The sequence below is a fragment of the Alkalihalobacillus pseudalcaliphilus genome, assembly GCF_028610675.1.
In the GTDB taxonomy this organism is placed as follows: Bacteria; Bacillota; Bacilli; order Bacillales; family Bacillaceae_D; genus Alkalihalobacillus; species Alkalihalobacillus pseudalcaliphilus.
Genome location: NZ_JAQQWS010000010.1, coordinates 17453 through 35458 on the forward strand (window position 1 = coordinate 17453; position 18006 = coordinate 35458).

The 18006-nt window shown below is 35.1% G+C and carries 22 protein-coding genes and 1 pseudogene; 18 read left to right on the forward strand and 5 right to left on the reverse strand.

Translation table 11 applies throughout. From position 1 onward, the window contains the following. Positions 1-4: 4 nt before the first annotated feature. Positions 5-859 (reverse strand): manganese catalase family protein, encoded by an 855-nt coding sequence (locus tag PQ479_RS16955; protein ID WP_047987228.1) that lies wholly within the window; start codon positions 857-859, stop codon positions 5-7. Between the two features lie 79 nt (positions 860-938). Then, entirely contained in the window at positions 939-1451 is a 513-nt protein-coding gene (locus PQ479_RS16960; RefSeq protein ID WP_047987229.1) for a DUF3231 family protein, read from the reverse strand. 105 nt (positions 1452-1556) lie between these two features. Between PQ479_RS16960 and PQ479_RS21920 the strand changes: the two are divergent. The 7 genes and pseudogenes from PQ479_RS21920 to PQ479_RS16995 all read left to right on the forward strand — a co-directional run. Beyond that, a pseudogene (locus PQ479_RS21920) lies at positions 1557-1781 on the forward strand (hypothetical protein); the annotation flags it as partial. Between the two features lie 121 nt (positions 1782-1902). After that, the gene (locus PQ479_RS16970; RefSeq protein WP_047987230.1) at positions 1903-2361 is read left to right on the forward strand and encodes a 2-thiouracil desulfurase family protein; all 459 of its coding nucleotides are present in this window, start codon (positions 1903-1905) and stop codon (positions 2359-2361) included. A 410-nt stretch (positions 2362-2771) separates the two neighbouring features. Next, positions 2772-3605, forward strand: coding sequence for a GNAT family N-acetyltransferase (locus tag PQ479_RS16975; protein WP_047987231.1), 834 nt, complete (start codon positions 2772-2774; stop codon positions 3603-3605). A 62-nt stretch (positions 3606-3667) separates the two neighbouring features. Further along, complete coding sequence (locus PQ479_RS16980; RefSeq protein ID WP_047987232.1) at positions 3668-4210, forward strand: GNAT family N-acetyltransferase; 543 nt, start codon at positions 3668-3670, stop codon at positions 4208-4210. Positions 4211-4293: 83 nt separating this feature from the next. After that, complete coding sequence (locus PQ479_RS16985; RefSeq protein WP_047987233.1) at positions 4294-4632, forward strand: ASCH domain-containing protein; 339 nt, start codon at positions 4294-4296, stop codon at positions 4630-4632. A 73-nt stretch (positions 4633-4705) separates the two neighbouring features. Continuing rightward, positions 4706-5266: a phosphotransferase family protein gene (locus tag PQ479_RS16990; protein WP_047987234.1), complete on the forward strand. Its 561-nt coding sequence runs from the start codon at positions 4706-4708 to the stop codon at positions 5264-5266. Between the two features lie 217 nt (positions 5267-5483). Then, complete coding sequence (locus PQ479_RS16995; RefSeq protein ID WP_273717110.1) at positions 5484-5582, forward strand: putative holin-like toxin; 99 nt, start codon at positions 5484-5486, stop codon at positions 5580-5582. 924 nt (positions 5583-6506) lie between these two features. Here the strand turns inward: PQ479_RS16995 and PQ479_RS17000 are convergent. Continuing rightward, complete coding sequence (locus tag PQ479_RS17000) at positions 6507-7400, reverse strand: LysR family transcriptional regulator (protein WP_273717111.1); 894 nt, start codon at positions 7398-7400, stop codon at positions 6507-6509. Positions 7401-7512: 112 nt separating this feature from the next. On the opposite strand from PQ479_RS17000, the gene aroA reads away from it, so the two are divergent. The 9 genes from aroA (at position 7513) to PQ479_RS17045 (ending at position 15810) form a co-directional block, all read left to right on the forward strand. After that, a complete protein-coding gene (aroA, locus tag PQ479_RS17005; protein ID WP_420535558.1) occupies positions 7513-8853 on the forward strand; it encodes a 3-phosphoshikimate 1-carboxyvinyltransferase in 1341 nt (446 codons plus the stop codon). A 361-nt stretch (positions 8854-9214) separates the two neighbouring features. After that, positions 9215-9535 (forward strand): PadR family transcriptional regulator, encoded by a 321-nt coding sequence (locus PQ479_RS17010; protein WP_047987235.1) that lies wholly within the window; start codon positions 9215-9217, stop codon positions 9533-9535. A 14-nt stretch (positions 9536-9549) separates the two neighbouring features. Beyond that, positions 9550-10527, forward strand: a complete 978-nt coding sequence (locus PQ479_RS17015; RefSeq protein ID WP_047987236.1) for a permease prefix domain 1-containing protein — start codon at positions 9550-9552, stop codon at positions 10525-10527. 122 nt (positions 10528-10649) lie between these two features. Further along, positions 10650-11813 carry a serine hydrolase domain-containing protein gene (locus PQ479_RS17020; protein ID WP_047987237.1) on the forward strand — a complete coding sequence of 388 codons (1164 nt, stop codon included), beginning with the start codon at positions 10650-10652 and terminating at the stop codon, positions 11811-11813. 165 nt (positions 11814-11978) lie between these two features. Then, positions 11979-13010 carry a flavin-containing monooxygenase gene (locus PQ479_RS17025; protein WP_047987238.1) on the forward strand — a complete coding sequence of 344 codons (1032 nt, stop codon included), beginning with the start codon at positions 11979-11981 and terminating at the stop codon, positions 13008-13010. Positions 13011-13198: 188 nt separating this feature from the next. After that, positions 13199-13627 carry an NUDIX hydrolase gene (locus PQ479_RS17030; protein ID WP_047987239.1) on the forward strand — a complete coding sequence of 143 codons (429 nt, stop codon included), beginning with the start codon at positions 13199-13201 and terminating at the stop codon, positions 13625-13627. Positions 13628-13768: 141 nt separating this feature from the next. Next, on the forward strand, positions 13769-14311 hold the full coding sequence (locus PQ479_RS17035) for a PadR family transcriptional regulator (protein ID WP_047987240.1): 543 nt from the start codon (positions 13769-13771) through the stop codon (positions 14309-14311). 69 nt (positions 14312-14380) lie between these two features. Beyond that, entirely contained in the window at positions 14381-15094 is a 714-nt protein-coding gene (locus tag PQ479_RS17040; protein ID WP_047987241.1) for an ABC transporter ATP-binding protein, read from the forward strand. Continuing rightward, positions 15091-15810 (forward strand): ABC transporter permease, encoded by a 720-nt coding sequence (locus PQ479_RS17045; protein ID WP_047987242.1) that lies wholly within the window; start codon positions 15091-15093, stop codon positions 15808-15810. Before PQ479_RS17040 ends, PQ479_RS17045 begins: the two co-directional genes overlap by 4 nt. Positions 15811-16131: 321 nt before the next feature. Here PQ479_RS17045 and PQ479_RS17050 read toward each other — a convergent pair whose 3' ends face one another. Next, a complete protein-coding gene (locus PQ479_RS17050; RefSeq protein WP_047987243.1) occupies positions 16132-16467 on the reverse strand; it encodes an ArsR/SmtB family transcription factor in 336 nt (111 codons plus the stop codon). Between the two features lie 70 nt (positions 16468-16537). Between PQ479_RS17050 and PQ479_RS17055 the strand changes: the two genes are divergently transcribed. Together PQ479_RS17055 and PQ479_RS17060 are read left to right on the forward strand one after the other, a co-directional pair. Next, the gene (locus PQ479_RS17055) at positions 16538-16759 is read left to right on the forward strand and encodes an SDR family oxidoreductase (protein WP_273717112.1); all 222 of its coding nucleotides are present in this window, start codon (positions 16538-16540) and stop codon (positions 16757-16759) included. A gap of 18 nt (positions 16760-16777) precedes the next feature. Next, positions 16778-17545: a Cof-type HAD-IIB family hydrolase gene (locus PQ479_RS17060; protein ID WP_047987244.1), complete on the forward strand. Its 768-nt coding sequence runs from the start codon at positions 16778-16780 to the stop codon at positions 17543-17545. Between the two features lie 51 nt (positions 17546-17596). On the opposite strand, the gene PQ479_RS17065 is transcribed toward PQ479_RS17060, so the two are convergent. Further along, entirely contained in the window at positions 17597-17791 is a 195-nt protein-coding gene (locus PQ479_RS17065; protein ID WP_047987245.1) for a hypothetical protein, read from the reverse strand. Positions 17792-18006 lie beyond the last annotated feature (215 nt).

Below are 18006 nucleotides of genomic sequence, written 5' to 3' on the forward strand. Positions count from 1 at the left end.
ATGATTAACGGTTCATATCCCCTAACCCAGGACTATGTTCATTCGGCAAATCAGGCATTGGCGGAACAGGGAAGCCGGTTGGAGGTGGTGTTACATGTAATTCTCCACCATTTCTACTTGGTGTTTTCCCTTGAAAAATTTCAGCTATTTTTGTTTGATCCAATCTAAAGTTAAATTGTGCATTATGATAACCTAAATCGACAAATTTTTTGCATTCAGGATATTTATTGATATCGTAATTAGGTACGGGGAATGTCTTAGCCCAATCAACTCCTAAAGTTTCTAAAGCTTTTGCGAATGCATTTTGATGTGCATTATCACGAACAATGAGAAATCCGAGCGTTTCTCTTAGAGTTTGGTTGGAACTCATTTCATAAATTCTTGTTTTTTCTAAGACACCAGTTGACTCTAATACGACATTATTCAGCAAATCCGCTATAAGGTTACCATGATTATAAACCCACGATCCATTCCATGGATTACCGGCAGCATCAACAGGAAGAGAAGCTTGAGCTCCAGAGATATAGTGTTGTGCATTAGCGTGTTTGATTGCCTCGTCTAATGGAGCTTTATCTTGAGCGATATTTCCTGCACCTTCACCGCCAGATTCATCTAATAAGGCGTTAATTGTACTTTGCACAAGTTCAACATGAGCAATTTCTTCTAAGAAAACCCCTCGTAATAAGTCACGATATTTTTTATCTTTGCCTCTAAAGTTGGAGCTTTGAAAAAAATATTGCATCATTGTTCTCATTTCACCAAATTGACCACCCAATGTTTCCTGTAGTACTCTTGCAGCAGCTGGGTCGGGTTTGTCTGGTTTAATTATATTTATAAGTTCTTCTTTATAGTAATACATTTAAAAACCTCCTTTCCTAATTTTGGATTTTTAAATCTTAGAAAGAAGCTTGTCCATTAAAAATGAACAAGCTTAAAAGTCACCCTTCAGCACTTTTGTAATGATGCAATGGCGGGGGAACTAACCAACCTTTTTCTTTTGTTAACTTTAAATACTTGGCTCCTAAAGCTGCTTTTGCAAGATGGAATTGCCCGAACATCATAGCAATGTCTTCACGAATAGATTGACCCATAATTTGACTACATGATACTAAACCAGTTGCTAAAGCCATAGCTGCAGTGGCAGCAATATCTGGATCAGGGAAACGTGCACCAGGTGGAATTTCATTTAAATCCGCATGGGGGGGTTCTGGAGCACTTGGAGGTAAAGCCACTCCATTTGCTTTAAGTAACTCTGATACCTGTTTTACTGCTGCTTTTCCAGCTTCAATTGATTCTTGAAGTAACTTTTTTAAATCATCATCACCCGCATGATTTAATAAAACCTGTGTGTCAGCAATATCTTTATTTGCGACCATCACAAAATTCCAAGTACTAAAAACTTCACCGTAATGCATTGGCTCGTCTTGTGGATTTCCACTCAAAATGCCCATTGTAATCCTCCTAAGTATATTCAATTTTAGTGCCACCCTTCTTATTGCACATCATTAATATAAGCATTGAATAAAAAGATATACATGATAAACAAAAAAAATTAGATACAACAATTAAACGGTGTTGCGACTAAGTATATAAATAATTATCTTGTCTGGTCCCAAGTATTAGAAAGCACACAACACAGGAATGAGGTTACGATGAACGATTTGATTGTTAGAGGGAATTTTAGATGAAATATGTAAACGTATGATACACTGAGATTAACTAGAATTCGTCATATAAACACTGATGCTTATTCCACGAGGCATGTTAATGTAGGGCAATGATTAATGATTAACCGATGTTCGATAATCGAGCCAAATTGTTGATCTGTAAGGTGGATTGAATAATGCATGATTTTTATACAATGATCATCAAATATGTTTTTAGAGAGAGGAGGTGTATTGTATGTTTTTAGTCAGTTCTTGTTTAGCAGGATTAAATGTAAGATATAACGGTACACATAGCTTAGATAACAGGATAAGGAAGTTAGTCGAAGAGAAGAAAGCTGTTACTACATGCCCCGAACTACTTGGAGGGTTCCAAACTCCAAGAGAACCAGCTGAAATAGTAGATGGAGACGGAGAAGATGTGCTAGACGGAAATGCTAAAGTGGTTGAGAAATCTGGTAAAGATGTAACCGAACTCTACATAAAAGGTGCTTATGCAACTTTAGCAATAGCTAAAAAAATAAATGCAACCATCGTTGTTTTAAAGGAAGATAGTCCATCGTGTGGTAGTTCAATGATATATAATGGTGAATTTAAGGGGAAGAAAGTTGTTGGAAATGGTGTTACCTCAGCCTTACTTAAAAGAAAGGGCTTAAGAGTAATTTCAGAGGAACAATTTGTTAATAATTTCTTTTAGACGTTCAATCAGTTGTAGGCTTTCCTTCAAGAAGGGAAGCTCTTTTTATGTAATGTATTAAAAGGCAGCAAGATCTTTGAGTTAATAAGTCATTAGGGGAATTCTATACATTTTAAACGTTGTAACGAAATTATTTTAGCTGTTAATCACAAGAATATACCCTCTCAAAACTTATATAACTTTTAAAGATACTGGTAGAAGAAAAGTAGGGAAGATTGGAGAGCAATTTATATTGGAGCTACGATTAAATGAACAATACTATCGCACCTAATGGTGACTTCTCTTAATAAAGGGAAGTCTCTTTTTTATTGACCTCTTGGTGCATATCGATGGAATAGTTATAAATTTAAGATTATTATAAAAAGAGAGTAGGGGGTGACCTTTTTGGTGCTAATAGTAAATTAAGTTTATTGAAATTTAATGAGTCTGATATTTTAGGATTAATAAATCTTTCTACATCTGTAGGACGGGATTATGACAAAAATGAGATACAAACAGTTCTATTATCTGGAGAGATTTATGGTCATAAAAATGAGTATGGAGAAATTGTATCTAGTGCTGCAATCATATTATATGAAAATAACCTTGCTTCAATTGGAATGGTAATTGTTCATGAGGATTTTAGAGGATTAGGCTTAGCAAAGGAAGCAACTAAGAAATGTATAGATACTGTACCTAAAAAGACTCAGATAATGTTAATTTCAACTGAGGAAGGTAAGCCTCTATATAAGAAATTGGGATTTATCACGATAGATAATGTACATAAATATTTAAGTGATCAATTCCTCTCCGTTCAATTAAAGAAACATGTAGTAATTGAGGACTATATTGAACAAGATCTAGATGATGTCATCCAATTAGATTCAGCTGCTTTTGGTGGTCGAAGAACAAATTTACTTTCCAACAGAATTAAACAATCAAAAAGTTGTTTGGTTGCGAAGAATAATAAAGGAAAAATTATTGGTTTTGGTTTATCGATAATAGGTTCCGCTAACCTTTTAATAGGTCCAGTTGTTGCCAAAGATTCCAGAACAGCTATTGAATTAATCCATGAGTTAATACAGAACTATTCAGGGAAACTCAGAATTGATGTTCCAGGTGATATTAACGTCGAGATAGAAGAGTTTTTAACAAAACTTGGGTTCAAGCAGGTTAATACGCCACCAATCATGGTGAGGAATTCTGATCATTTGCCAAAGAGGAATAATCAATTATATGCCATTGCTGCTCAAGTTTTTGGATAGTATTACTGCGGGCTATTTTGAGTTGGTGACCTCGTGATAATACAAAAAAAGGAGTGAATGTATTGCTATTTGAATCATCAAGGCTTGCTTTAAGGAAGATATCTGTGGACGATATACAAATATATCATAAGTGGAGAAATAATCTAGAGGTTATGTATTCAACCAGTCCGTATTTAGATGTTTACTCTTCAGATGAAACGGAATCCTTTGTAAATAATGTTATTTTAGGATCTCAAACATCTAAAAGCTATATTATGATTGATAAAGAAACTAAAGTGAATATTGGTATCGTATCTTTAATTAATATTGATTATAAAAATCAGAATGCTGAATGTATTATCGATATTGGTGAAAAAGAATATTGGGGTCAAGGATACGGTGCTGAAGGGTTAGGTTTACTGCTTGATTATGCTTTTTTTGAATTAAATTTACACCGTATATCTCTAAAGGTATATTCTTTTAATGAAAAAGCTATACGCTTGTACGAACGAATAGGTTTTCAAAAAGAGGGGGTAAGCAGGGAAAGTTTATTTAGAAATAACCACTGGCATGACATTATTCATATGGGAGTGCTAAAAGAAGAATATACGCTTACTCAAGAATAAGTTATATAGTGCCCTGTGAATGACCTGTAAGAAATTAAACTTAGTTATATCTTTTAATTTGCTTTAAATGAGGTGAGTGGGAAATGATCCATCAAATGGGTTTATATCGTGAATATTTTCAGTTGATTAGAGATGGCGAAAAGATGGTGGAGGTTCGATTAAACGATGAAAAGAGACGAAAAATTAAGGTTGGGGATACGATTGAATTTAGACAGGTTCCCGATTATAATGAAACATTGCAGGTCCAAGTTATCGAATTAAGAAGTTATCCTACTTTTAAGGATATGTATAAGGATATCGATTTTAAAGATTTTGGTTGTGAAGGTTGGACGATGCAAGAAATGGTAGAGGGCACCTATGAGATTTATTCACCTGAACTAGAAAAGAGTTATGGGGCATTGGCGATATTTATGAAGTGTTAACTGAGTGTTTTAGACATTTGCTTAATAGAACGATAGGCAAATGAAAAGGCAGGTAACACGGGAGGCTATCAAGTTGGTAGATGACTTATTAAAGACAATAGGAGAACTTTTCCAAAATACAGATAAGAAAGTTTCAGCGATTGAGATGAAGAATGTACGAACTAATAAGGACGGCTTTAGTAACAAGATTACTATTGTACAAATGTTTCGGCATATGTCATGGACAGAAGCTATCAATCATGGTGATTTTCACTTTTGGAATACATTGATTAATCGTGAAGGTGAATTGTTTGTATTAGATTGGGAAAAGGCGATGATTGCGGACCCACGTTTTGATATTGCTAATACCCTTATTTTAGGTTACTCTTGGTTTGGAACTAGCTTCAAAGAACCGATGTTGGATGCTTATCAGAATAGCACCAAAAAGGAATTGGAGCACCTAAATTGTTTTGAAGCACTAGTAAGTTTGGATTCATTAACAAAAGTAATACCGATTATTCACGGGGCCGATGATTCGCATATTCGCGATAGATCCTTTCAGTGGTTAAAACGAAGGTATGAGCTATTTACTGTACATAATGGGGTAAGGGTAACGGAAGTGGAACGCTATTTGGAATCTAAAGGTCTACTATGAATCATTTATTTGATACATTCCGTTCACATGTATTATGAGAAAACAGATGATTGAGGGGATTATACACTTTAATGGTGGAATAAAGATAAAACCACTTAAAAAGAAAGAATATTCTGATTTTTATTTGTTGATTTGATATACTGTAACTATGCAATAAAAAACTGAACTTATTCAAGGGTGGTCGGCACACTCCCAGTAGAAAGGGGGGTGGTGCTGTATGACAGTGTTTGAAGCGTTAATGTTTGCCTTAGCATTTGCAAGCTTAATCGTAGTCATTCTGTATTTTAACAAAAAAAATAATCCATCCTTGAGTTGATGTGGACTCGGTGGATTATTTCCTAATATCCGCTGACCACCCTAATAAGGGAAGCTTTTTATTGCTAGACTGTTGGTGTTCTAGCACCAGCAGTCTTTATTAATGTATGCCTTCTTCTTTGTATTATACACCATGATGAGTAGAAGTAAAACAAAACCACTCATAAAAAGAAAGAATATTCCGCTTTTTATTTGTTGATTTGATATACTGTAACTATGCAATAATAAACTGAACTTATTCAAGGGTGGTCGGCACACTCCCAGTAGAAAGGGGGTGGTGCTGTATGACAGTGTTTGAAGCGTTAATGTTTGCTTTAGCATTCGCAAGCTTAATCGTAGTCATTCTGTCATTTAACCAAAAAAAATAATCCACCCTTGAGTTGACGCTCGGTGGATTATTTACCCAAATAATTCTGCTGACCGCCCAAATAAGGGAAGCTATTTATTGCTAGACTGTTGGTGTTAGCGCACCAGCAGTCTTTATTAATGTATGCCTGCTTATTTGTATTATACACCATGAGGAGTAGAAATAAAACAAAAACACTCCTTAAAAGAAAGAATATTCTGATTTCCGTTTCTAGGATTTGCTATACTATAACCATGCAATAAAAAAACTGAACTTATTCAAGGGTGGTCGGCACACTCCCAGTAGAAAGGGGGTGGTGCTGTATGACAGTGTTTGAAGCGTTAATGTTTGCCTTAGCATTTGCAAGCTTAATCGTAGTCGTCCTGTCATTTAACCAAAAAAAATAATCCACCCTTGAGTTTGTAAGCGATTCGGTGGATTATTTCCCATAATTTGCTGACCGCCCAAATAAGGGAAGCTTTTTATTGCTAGACTGTTGGTGTTCACGCACCAGCAGTCTTTTTAATGTATGCCTTCTTCTTAGTATTATACACCATAATGGGTGCAATAAAAACCGTGTTATTTGAATTTTGTGTTATTTTGGTTGAGGTGCTTGAAAAATTTGTTGGCTGCATTGGACAAAGGACCATTTTTTTGCGTAATGAGCCCGACCTTCCTATCGGCTATTTCTACATTCACATGCACCTCAAATAATTCCTCATTTGCTAATTCCTGTTGAACTAATTCCTTCGTGACGAATGCTATCCCCATGCCTATTTTTGCACATTCCTTTAACAATTCTACACTACCTACTTCGATGTCTGGTTGCACGTGTAGGTCTTGTTTACGAAATAATTGCTCGAGAAATTTTCTGGAGCTGCTGGATTCTGAAAAGGAGATGAGCGGGTAATGGAGGATGTCTTCAAGCGATAAAGTTTGGTTAGCTAATTCTTTGTATTTTTTCCCAACGACAAAGGTACTACTTATCGTTAAAAAGTCGGTTACATGTACGTGATTTTCAGCTATTGGTAAATGGACAATCCCAATATCAATTAAGCCATTTGTTAATTTTTCGATGATTTGTGGTGTAGAGCCATGGTGTAATTTGATTTGAATATCAGCGTATCTGTCTTGAAATGTTTGGATATAAGGAAGTAAATAATGCTTACAGGTCGAATCACTACCTCCAATCGTCACATGACCTCGTTTTAAATGCTTGAACTCTGCTATCCTCTGCTCGGCCTTATGAATTAAGGCGAAGGCCGGTTCAATCGATTCAAAAAGCACTTGTCCTTCTTTTGTCAGCAGCACCCCTTTGGACGTTCTAATGAATAATGGCGTCTCCAATCGTTCTTCTAGTTGCTTAATGGCATAACTTACACTTGGCTGGGTAATATACAATTTCTTAGCGGCTTTACTCAAATTTTGTTCCAATGCAGTTATATAAAACACCCGATACAGATCTAATTGCATAATATAGATACCACCTATAACTGTTGTAAAAACCATTAATTATATTTATATCATAATCAAATTTATAATGAAAAGATAGCGAATTAAAAATCGATTTGAAGGAGTGATTATTTTGGAAGAACATGATGTTGATCAAAAAGCCCGTAGCCCTTGGACGCCATTAAAAGGTGTGAAGAAGCTGACGATTTCTCCGAGTAAAAACAAAATAATCGGTTCAATGACGATACCCGGTAGTAAAAGCTTAACGAACCGGGCCCTCATTTTAAGTGCCTTAGCTAAAGGGGAATCGAAGCTAACAGGAATTTTAAAAAGTGACGATTCGTATTGGTGTATAGAAGCCTTAAAGAAATTAGGTGTGGCGATTGACATTCAAGGTGAGATAGCGTATGTGTCAGGGAAGGGAGGCGTATGGGAATCTGGAGAGTTATACATCGGGGCAGCTGGTACGATTGCAAGATTTTTACCGGGAGTGTTAGTTACGACTGAAGGAACATGGGAAGTCGAGGCAAGTACAAGTATGAGTCAAAGACCGATTGCTCCCTTAGTAAATGCATTACGTGAGGTAGGTGCTGATGTGACATATATGAGGAAAGAAGGTTGCTATCCATTAAGCATAAATGGAAAAGAGCTGTTAGGAGGAGAGGTTAGCCTTTCAGGTAAGACATCTAGTCAATTCATAAGTGGCTTATTGATGGCAGCTCCTTATTTCAAAGAAACAACAACTATAAAGATAAGCGACCATATCGTTCAACACGCCTATGTCGATCTTACGTTGGATTTAATGAAAAAATTCGGAGCTCATGTTCAATCGAATTCTTTATTAACCGAGATGGTTGTGGAGCCATCTTTATATAAACAACAAACGGTTGATTTAGAAGCAGATGCATCGACGGCTTGTTATTTCCTTGCCCTTGCAGCAGTGACAAATGGGCGAATACGTATCCAAAATATAACGTATGATACGAAACAGCCTGATATCAAGATGGTGGATATTTTTGAACAGATGGGGTGTAAGGTAACGAAGGGTCCGGCGTTTATTGAACTTGAAGGTGTCGATCAATTAAAAGGGGGATTTGAGATTTCGATGAGAGAGATGTCTGATCAGGCTCTAACTTTAGCTGTTATAGCCCCATTTGCTGACCAACCAATCATGATAACAAATGTTGCCCATATCAGGCATCATGAGTCCGACCGAATTCACGTCATTTGTGAATCATTAACTCGCTTAGGAATTAAAGTGGAGGAATTTCAAGATGGTTTAAAGGTCTACCCAGGTAAACCGAAAGCGACAATGTTAAAAACATACGACGATCATCGAGTGGCGATGTCACTAGCACTTATCGGCGCGAAAGTGAAAGGCATACAAATTAATGATCCTGGATGCGTATCGAAAACATGCCCATCATATTTTCAGTTTTTAGAAAAGTTGGGCTTGGACGTGAAAATGGGTTAATCGATAGCACAACAAAAGTCTTCCATATAAGGGAGGACTGGTTAATTGTTACTTATAAATTTTTTATAGAATCAATGAATACAATATAAAAAGGGAAAAGATTGGAGGAGTATTCAATTTAATTTCATAATCATTTCGCACCTGAAAAAACAGTGACTTCTAAAGTTGCTGTTTTTTGTTTTGATGGAGGGCGACAATTACGGATATCTCTGTAATTGTCGCCTAAATTGTAAATAATTATATAAAAGTACTTTACCTGTCGTAGTAATTATGGTAAATTATAGTTACTACGACAGACGTAGTATGGCAGATGTAGTAATTAAAAGCATAGAGGTATGGCCTTCGAGAAAGGAGCTTTCATTTGATTAGCAGTGATGTTATTCGTGGATATAATGACACCATTATTCTTTTTTTATTGTTAGAACGAGAGTCATATGGATATGAAATCTCAAAGAATATTAAAGAAATTTCAGATGGGAAATATGTCATTAAGGAAACGACCTTATATTCTGCCTTTAATCGGTTATTAAAAAACGAGTATATAGAATCTTTCCATAAAGATGAAACGCATGGAAAAAAACGTACGTATTACCGTATTACCGAAAAAGGAAGGCGATATTATCAAGATAAGTGTTTGGAGTGGGAAATCACAAAGGAAGTTATTAATCGGTTTATTCAATAAGGAGGAGAAATGGCATGAATACAATCATCAATTACCTAGATAATATGTTTTCTTCATTACCGAAATCACAACAAATCACCCAATTAAAAGAAGAATTATTGGCGAATATGGAAGAGAAATATTATGAATTAAAAAGTGCAGGAAAGTCGGAGAATGAAGCGATTGGTGTGGTGATTTCTGAATTTGGAAATATTGATGAAATTATTGAGGAGTTTGATCTTGGATTAAATCAAAGCAATCATGAGGCATTACCTTTATTAAATGATGATGATGTGTATACGTATATAGAAGATACAAGGGTCTTTCAGAAAATGATAGGTATTGGTGTTTTCCTATGTATTATAGGTTCCGCTCTTTTAACACTCATTCTTCAGTTACCTTTGGTTTTATCTGATGGTACAAAGCTAACGATAGGGTTAACGATTTTATTAGTATTCGTGGCGATTGCGGTTGGCATATTCATTTACAGTGGAATGAAAATGAAAGAGTACGACTTTATCAACGAGGGCCAATTTGAGCTCAGTACTCAAGCGAAGAGAGTTTTAGAAAAGGGGAGAGCAGCTTTTCAACCAACATTTGTGTCAATGATCATTATTGGTGTCGCCCTTTGTATTTTATCACCACTTGCATTAATACTCGAATTAACCCTATTTTCAAATAAGCCAGTTTATGGGATAGCTTTGCTCTTAGCTATGGTTGCGACCGCTGTATTTATCTTTGTTTATTTTGGCGGCTTATACGGCTCGTATAATAAATTATTGGATCAAGTGATTTATACAGAGAGGGAACAGAAAAGTGATCAATTTATTGGGAGTATTGCAGCAATTATTTGGCCGTTAGCTGTTATTATTTTTCTTCTAAGTGGATTTGTATTCGGTCAGTGGCATATAAACTGGATTATATTTCCTGTAACTGGATTGTTGTTTGCGATTGTCTCTGCTGTTGTAGCGATGGTATCGGATAATAAAAAGGGTAAATGGGATTCTAGGTAGTGTACGTGGGGATGATTGGTTGTGCCTTGAAATTAGCTTATCTCGCGATAGATGATATTATTAACGTAGATTAATTGAAGCAAATGAAGCAATCATATACAGAAGAAGTTGGGGTGTAATGAATGAAGAAGCGAACAAAATTAGGACTAGGTGCAGGGATAACACTTTCGGCATTTGCAGCGTATAAAGTATTTCAAAATTACCAAGCTCTGACGCTGTTTCACCCAACAAAACGTGTGGAGCGCTTTCAACATATGGATAAGGTGATGCCTTTTCGTGAAATAGAGCCATCGAAACAACCTTTTCAATTCACTGAGAACCTGGATTCTAAGATATTAACTTACACATACAAGGGAAACACTCGATCTGTTGATTCGTTTTTGGAGCAGTCAGAAACGACTGGATTTCTTTTTATACAAGATGACCAGGTTCTTTATGAAACATACCGACTTGGCTCAAAGCCTACATCGACTTTTACTTCATGGTCAGTCGCGAAATCAATGGTGTCAGCGATGGTAGGGGTAGCTCTTGAGGAGGGTTTAATTAAAAGTATAGAAGAGCCGATTGGTCGATATGTGCCAGAACTGAACCATAGTGGTTATGGTGATGTTTCTATTAAAAATGTCTTATTAATGTCTTCAGGCGTTCGATTTAATGAGGAGTATGCAAATAAGAAATCAGATATTCAGCAAATCTTTTATCAAGCATTATTATGGGATCAAAGTGCGGACAGGTTCATGAAGAAATTGAAGAATGAGAGCGGTGCAGGAGAGCGTTTTCACTATATTAGTTCAGATACTCAAGCACTTGGTATGTTAATTCGTAACGTTACTGGTAGGCAGCCCTCGCGATATTTCGAAGAGAAAATCTGGAAACAGATAGGTACAGAAAACCGTGCTTTTTGGAGTCAAGATCGTAAAGGGAATGATTTCTCATTCTGTGGATTTAACGCAACGCTGAGAGATTATGCTAAGTTCGGGCGACTTTTCTGTCAGGAAGGTAAATGGGAAGAAGAGCAATTAGTCTCAAATGAGTGGGTGAGACAATCAACAACGATTCATCAGGACTCTTTATTAACGGGGCGGGATAGTGGATACCAATATCAATGGTGGGTTCCGTATAGAGATAATCAAGATTTCCTCGCCCTCGGTGTATGGGGGCAATTCCTCTATGTTCATCCAAAGACAAGGACAATTATTGTCAAAACAAGTGCTGACCCGGATTATTCTATCAATGAACAAGAGACCATTGCATTGCTCCGCAGTTTAGCGACGAGTACACGGTAAAAAGTATAATGATTAGTAAAGTGATCAGAGAAATGTAAATTTGATCACTTTTATTTATTATATGGTAATTTATTATTCAAATGCTTGTTTGATTAATGTATGATTGAAACAAGAACTTATTAATCAAATGTAAATTTGAATGTTGCTGAAAAGAGGAGGATTTGTATGTTATATGATGTCATAATTGTTGGAGCTGGACAAGCTGGTATTGCGGTAAGCCAAAAGTTAAAAAAGGAAAATATTAAACACCTGATGATAGATTCCTCTGAGAGAGTAGGGGATCAATGGCGAGCAAGATATCATTCATTGGTACTTTTCACGCCGAGAGACTACTCATCACTGCCTGATTTAAAAATGAAAGGCAAAAACAATACATACCCAACAAAAGATGAAGTTGCTGACTATCTTGAGCAATATGTTGAACATTTTAATTTACCAATAGCATTAGGCATTCAAGTGACTTTAATTGAAAAAGAAAAGAACATGTTTTTATTACATACATCAAATGGAGTTTATCAATCAAAAAAAGTTGTAATTGCTTCAGGTGCTTTTAAAGATCCATTTATCCCTTTATCGTTACAAGGTAGTCAAATAAAACATATTCACTCTTCAGGCTATAAAAATATTAATGATATAAAAGGGAAAAAGGTACTTATCGTAGGAGGAGGAAATTCAGGAGTACAAATTGCATCAGAATTAGCATTAACTAAAGAAGTGTATTTAGCTGTATCTCAAAAAATCAAATATATGCCCTTAACTTTATTTAATAAAAGCATTTTTTATTGGATTAACAAATTAAAGTTTTTACATGCAGGTAAGGATACGATTAAAGGTAAAATCATGCAAAAGAGGCAAGACCCTATATTTGGGTATGAATCAAAAGTGCTCATCAATAAAGGCAAAATAAAAGTAAAACCACGTGTTGATCAATTAATTAATAATAAGGTGATATTTTCTGATAAAAGCGAATTAGAAATTGATACTATTTTATGGTGTACTGGATTTAAGTCAGATTATAATTGGCTGAGGATTGAAGGAGCTTTAACGAGTGAAGGCTTGCCATTACATAAAAGAGGGATTAGTCCAGTTGAGAACTTATTTTTTATTGGTTTACCATGGCAGTATCAGCGTGGCTCTTCCTTAATCTGTGGAGTTGGTTTAGATGCTGCTCATCTTGTAAATAACATGATGAGCTAATTATCTAGTTAGAAATAAAATATTAATATACAGGAGTGACGGGGCTCGGCAACAATAAGATAATTAAGTCTAAAACAACACATTGCAAGGTTATTTTCTGAAGAAAAGGAAAAGTGAAATCTGTGTTCCAAAGATATGAGCTTTGCATGTTGATTATAAATATGATTTATGAAGGGAGCTAAGATGAGATGGACAAAGGATATATTCGACCAATCTCTATCGGTATTTTTAGAAAACAAGATACTATTCTAGTCTTTCAAGGATTTGATGCTAAAAAACAATCCTATTATTATCGTCCAATTGGCGGGGGAATTGAGTATGGAGAGAAAAGCGTTAATACCTTAAAAAGAGAACTTCTTGAAGAACTAGGGGCAGACATTACAAATATTCATCTATTAGGAGTCGTCGAGAATATATTTACAGATAACGAAAACCTTGGACACGAAATTGTTTTTGTGCATGAAGCTACATTTGTCGAACACTCTTTTTATGAAAAAACCTCTCTACGGGGTTATCAAGATGATGGAGAGCCATTTCTATTGTATTGGAAGTCAATGAGTGATTTCAAAAATGGGAAATTAAGATTAGTGCCAGATGGATTAACGGATTTACTTTAATGAATAAGGTTGCAAGCAGGTTAAATTATCTATAAGAGTCTAAATATAACAATCATCGCCAATTTAGAATGTTTGTTTATTGACAAACGAAATAAATGTGGTAATCTAAAATAGCCAACGTTGGTTATTAGAGGTGTGGATATGTCGACAAGATTAACTGTATTAGGTTTATTATCACAAAAGAGTATGACAGGTTATGAGATTCAACAAGTATTACAGCAATCAGGAGCTGATAGGTGGGCAGGTATCTTATCTGGTTCAGTTTATCATGCACTAAAAAAGTTAGAAAAAGACCAATTTATTGAAGTGCAATCAGTTGAGAACAATGGTAACCGTCAAAAGGCAATTTATCGATTAACAGTTAAAGGAACAGCAGAACTAGAACAATTAATAATAGAAAGTTTAGAAAAGAGCTCTGTTTCTTACCCTACTACATTATATGCAAGCTTAACATTTCTTGATTTGATTAATGAAGACCATGCATTGAGAGCTTTAAATAATCACCGTGATAGGTTACGGAGTGAAATTGAATATATGGAGGTTGGCCGAAAAAAGAAAGAGGCTATCATTGATATGGCTCCACATATTCAGATGCTTTTCTCAAACATTAACAAACAGCTTTTACTGCAAATAGAATTAATTGAACAAATCATTGATTTCTTAGAAAAGAAAAAAGAAAAATAAATTTTTTTAATCAAATAACCAAATTTGGTTAAACAATATTGGTTATTTGTGAAGAAAGGAGATATTGTAATGAAAACTATAATGAGTGGAATTAAACTTGTAAAAAAAGTGAAAGAAAACACAGTGGTTAATAATGTCTCAATTGATGTATTTGAGAATGAGATGATAGCTATTATAGGACCAAATGGTGCAGGTAAAACAACAACAATAGAAATGCTATTAGGAATAAAAAAGCCTAATAGTGGTAGTGTTAATGTTGAAGAAGGCATTAAGAATTCTATAGGTGCACAGTTACAGGATGTTCCATTCTTCCCAGCTCTTACATCACTAGAAAACTTGCGATTATTTGCATCTTTTTTTGGTAGGATAATGTCTAAAGGTGATGCCATAACTTTGTTAACTGATTTTGGATTGGAGGATGTTGCAAAGGTAAAAGCTATTAAATTATCTGGGGGGCAGCAAAAAAAATTAGCCATTGCAATAGCTACGGTTCATTCACCAAAAGTATTATTTCTAGATGAACCATCTGCTGCATTGGACCCTAAATCTAGAAAGGAGATGAAAGAGTTACTAAAAAAACTTAATAAGCAAGGTACAACGATTATTTTTACATCTCATGATATGGAAGAAGTCGTTGGGATTGCTGATAGAATTATTTTTATACAAAGCGGTATTATTAGCGGTGAAGGGACAATCACAGAATTATACGAAAGATGGAATGTTAAAACGGGAGAAGATTTATATATGGAACTATTAGGAAATAGCAAGGAGCTGGAGGCATGAATCTTACTTTTCAAATTACATTAAAATCATCATTTAGAGATGTATATTTATTGTTCTACTCAATTATTTTACCAGTGGCTCTATACGCTGGTTTAGGATTTTATTTTCCTAATGCTGCATATCAGGCCCAACTATTGGCAGGTGTTATAGGTGTAAGTATTCTATTTTGGTCTATGGTTACCAATGGATTTACCATTTTTCAGCAAAGAATGCAAGGTGTATTTAAACTATTAAACATAACACCATTTAAAACTTCTTCATTTATTATTTCAACAATCTCAGCCTGGGTATGTATTTCATTAATTATTTCAATATTCTTGATTATTAGTGGTGTGATTTTATTTGATATTCATTTAGACTTCATTAGTCTCTTATTTATTATGATATTTGTTATATTAGGAACTTTAATGTTTTCTTTGATAGGATTTATTATTGCTTTGATCAGTAACGATGTTAACCAAGTAAGTATGTTCAGTAATTTGATTTCTTTACCCTTTATCTTTTTAAGTGAAGCCTTTTATTCAATGTCGAATGCCCCAAAGTGGATTCAAATATTGAGTGAAATTAATCCATTTGGATATTTAATAGAAGGAATTCATTTATCTATTTTGTCCTTATATTCGGAAGCAATGTCGCATCTTATTATTATTCTACTCATGAACCTAGTTATTCTAGGGGGATTACTATGGTTATTTAGGACAAGAATAACGGTTTGATTAAGTGTTTGTTTTTGGGGCGATGTGTTTTATGTTCGTTTAAAGATTAAACCATTAAAATAGCAGTTCATGTTTTACTGGTTTAAATTTACATTAATAGGGACTTTTAGTTTAATAAAACTGTTTTGGCTTCCTCAAAAATTTATGAGACCTTTACTGAATTGTTTTTCAGTAGCTCAGTTTGTAGAAAGGGCCAATGTTATACGTAATAACCACATAAGTTATTATAAGAAAAATTTAACCTGTCCGCGAACGAGTAGGTTAGAACATGTCCTTTTTTTATAGGGACATGTTCGCACCATACGAAACAACTTCTTATTTTCATCCACTATAAATTTGCTTCATCCAATTGGATAATACATCAAAACCCTCTCTTTTTAAAACGTAGAAATGACGTTTACCATCCTTGGCTAAATGAATGAATTGATTCTCTCTCAACTCTTTTAAATGGTACGACAACTTCGTATTCGAAACCCCGTAATTTTCCTCATTAAGAATTTTAGCAATATCCATCGGACAAAAGCCATTTATTGCCTCTTCTTTTGTAGAAATAAATTCTCTCCTTTCGAACTCAGAATGTAGAATTTCAATAATTTTAATACGAATGGGGTCTTGCAGTGTTTTCAGTGTGTTGGATAAGACGCTATTAGTATTCATAATGTAAAGTTACTATAAATTTCTTGACATTTCAAATATTTTTGAAATAATAATAATAGTTCAAAATAATTTGAAGTGTTTAAAGGAGGGAGCATGTGGACTTAGAGAGAACATAGCTCTCGATGATTTGAAAAGAGATATATTAAAAAAAAATAACCCTACATCTGTTATCGAAAGATTTATTGAAATGGATGAAATAGCTGGAGTTGCTCTTTATCTTGCCTCACAACAGGCAAGCGCAGTAACTGGTTCAGCAATCCGAGTAGAAGGTGGAATTCTCTCTACGATTTAATGAAAGGAGGTAAGATATATGACAAAAAAAATTGTCTTTTTTGATGTAGATGGAACTTTAACCGATCATGAGACTGGTAGGATACCACAATCAACAGAGTTGGCGGTTAAACAATTACTAGATAGAGGTGTTATTGTCGTAGCTGCGACGGGCAGACCGTTAGCGATGTGTGAGGAGTTAGCACAATTAGGAATAAGAAATTTGATTACCGCCAATGGGGCACTTGTTACGATTGAAGATGAAACGATACATAAAGTAGTGATGAGTCAACAAGTTGTTAATGAGGTCAATGAGTATTCGATTAAGCACAACCATGCCTTATCGTATTATCAACGTGATTTGCGTATGAATGGGGTTCGTCATGATTTGGTTTTAAAAGCGCTTAAAGAAACTTTACATATCGAGAAGTATCCTCGTACATTTATTGAAGGTGATGTGCATCTAATGTGTCTATTTGCTGATGAAGTAATAGAAAGACAGTATCAATCTACTTTTCCAAAGCTAACTTTTAAGCGTTGGCACCCGTATATCCTTAATGTGTTAGAGTGTGATATAAACAAAGCTTTGGCCATCCAAACGGTCCTCGATTACTTCCACTTAACTGCTCATGATGCTGTCGCTTTTGGTGATGGAGATAATGATATAGAAATGCTAGAGGTGGTCAGTGTCGGAGTGGCAATGGAAAATGGATCAGAAAGACTGAAAAGAAAAGCGACGGTTATTACCAGGGCTGCAAAGGATGATGGCATAGCAATCGCTTTAAGGGAATTAAGATTAGTAGAATGAGCGTGTACGTAAAGTAACTATTTTTGACGGAATTGCTACAATTGGCCACAATCAAACGTGTAACGAATTCTGTTTCATTTTCCTAGGCTGATAATAAATGAAAGCAATGGTTATCACAATAAAGCCTGCAATGAAATTCACAATGGAATAGAGGCCGCGATCATAAAGATAGCCAAATAAAATAACCGCCAATGGTACAAGTGAGCTGCTAATGACGCCCATCACTGAGAAAATACGTCCTTTCATATGATCGACTGTCTCTTCGTGGATAATCCGAAATAAGGGAACATTAATCATGGCAATTATAAAAAACTTTGCAAATAAGAGAACGGATAGGTAGATGAACTGTGAAAGAGCATTCGTTTGATGTTGACAATTTAATGATGCAATTCAAGAATAAGAACGTGAAGGTAGCAGAGTTCCAAGGGAAACATGGATTTAGTGATAAGTATTCTCCCAAT

Excerpts from the sequence above, each read along its gene's own strand:
- PQ479_RS16985 (WP_047987233.1), top strand. The coding sequence starts at position 4,294 with ATGATCCATCAAATGGGTTTATATCGTGAATATTTTCAGTTGATTAGA.
- PQ479_RS17020 (WP_047987237.1), top strand. The coding sequence starts at position 10,650 with ATGAAGAAGCGAACAAAATTAGGACTAGGTGCAGGGATAACACTTTCG.
- PQ479_RS17045 (WP_047987242.1), top strand. The coding sequence starts at position 15,091 with ATGAATCTTACTTTTCAAATTACATTAAAATCATCATTTAGAGATGTA.
- PQ479_RS16960 (WP_047987229.1), bottom strand. The coding sequence starts at position 1,451 with ATGGGCATTTTGAGTGGAAATCCACAAGACGAGCCAATGCATTACGGT.
- PQ479_RS16970 (WP_047987230.1), top strand. The coding sequence starts at position 1,903 with ATGTTTTTAGTCAGTTCTTGTTTAGCAGGATTAAATGTAAGATATAAC.
- PQ479_RS17030 (WP_047987239.1), top strand. The coding sequence starts at position 13,199 with ATGGACAAAGGATATATTCGACCAATCTCTATCGGTATTTTTAGAAAA.
- PQ479_RS17015 (WP_047987236.1), top strand. The coding sequence starts at position 9,550 with ATGAATACAATCATCAATTACCTAGATAATATGTTTTCTTCATTACCG.
- PQ479_RS17000 (WP_273717111.1), bottom strand. The coding sequence starts at position 7,400 with ATGCAATTAGATCTGTATCGGGTGTTTTATATAACTGCATTGGAACAA.
- PQ479_RS16955 (WP_047987228.1), bottom strand. The coding sequence starts at position 859 with ATGTATTACTATAAAGAAGAACTTATAAATATAATTAAACCAGACAAA.
- PQ479_RS16995 (WP_273717110.1), top strand. The coding sequence starts at position 5,484 with ATGACAGTGTTTGAAGCGTTAATGTTTGCCTTAGCATTTGCAAGCTTA.
- PQ479_RS17035 (WP_047987240.1), top strand. The coding sequence starts at position 13,769 with ATGTCGACAAGATTAACTGTATTAGGTTTATTATCACAAAAGAGTATG.
- PQ479_RS17050 (WP_047987243.1), bottom strand. The coding sequence starts at position 16,467 with ATGAATACTAATAGCGTCTTATCCAACACACTGAAAACACTGCAAGAC.
- PQ479_RS17025 (WP_047987238.1), top strand. The coding sequence starts at position 11,979 with ATGTTATATGATGTCATAATTGTTGGAGCTGGACAAGCTGGTATTGCG.
- PQ479_RS17040 (WP_047987241.1), top strand. The coding sequence starts at position 14,381 with ATGAAAACTATAATGAGTGGAATTAAACTTGTAAAAAAAGTGAAAGAA.
- PQ479_RS17065 (WP_047987245.1), bottom strand. The coding sequence starts at position 17,791 with ATGAAAGGACGTATTTTCTCAGTGATGGGCGTCATTAGCAGCTCACTT.
- PQ479_RS17060 (WP_047987244.1), top strand. The coding sequence starts at position 16,778 with ATGACAAAAAAAATTGTCTTTTTTGATGTAGATGGAACTTTAACCGAT.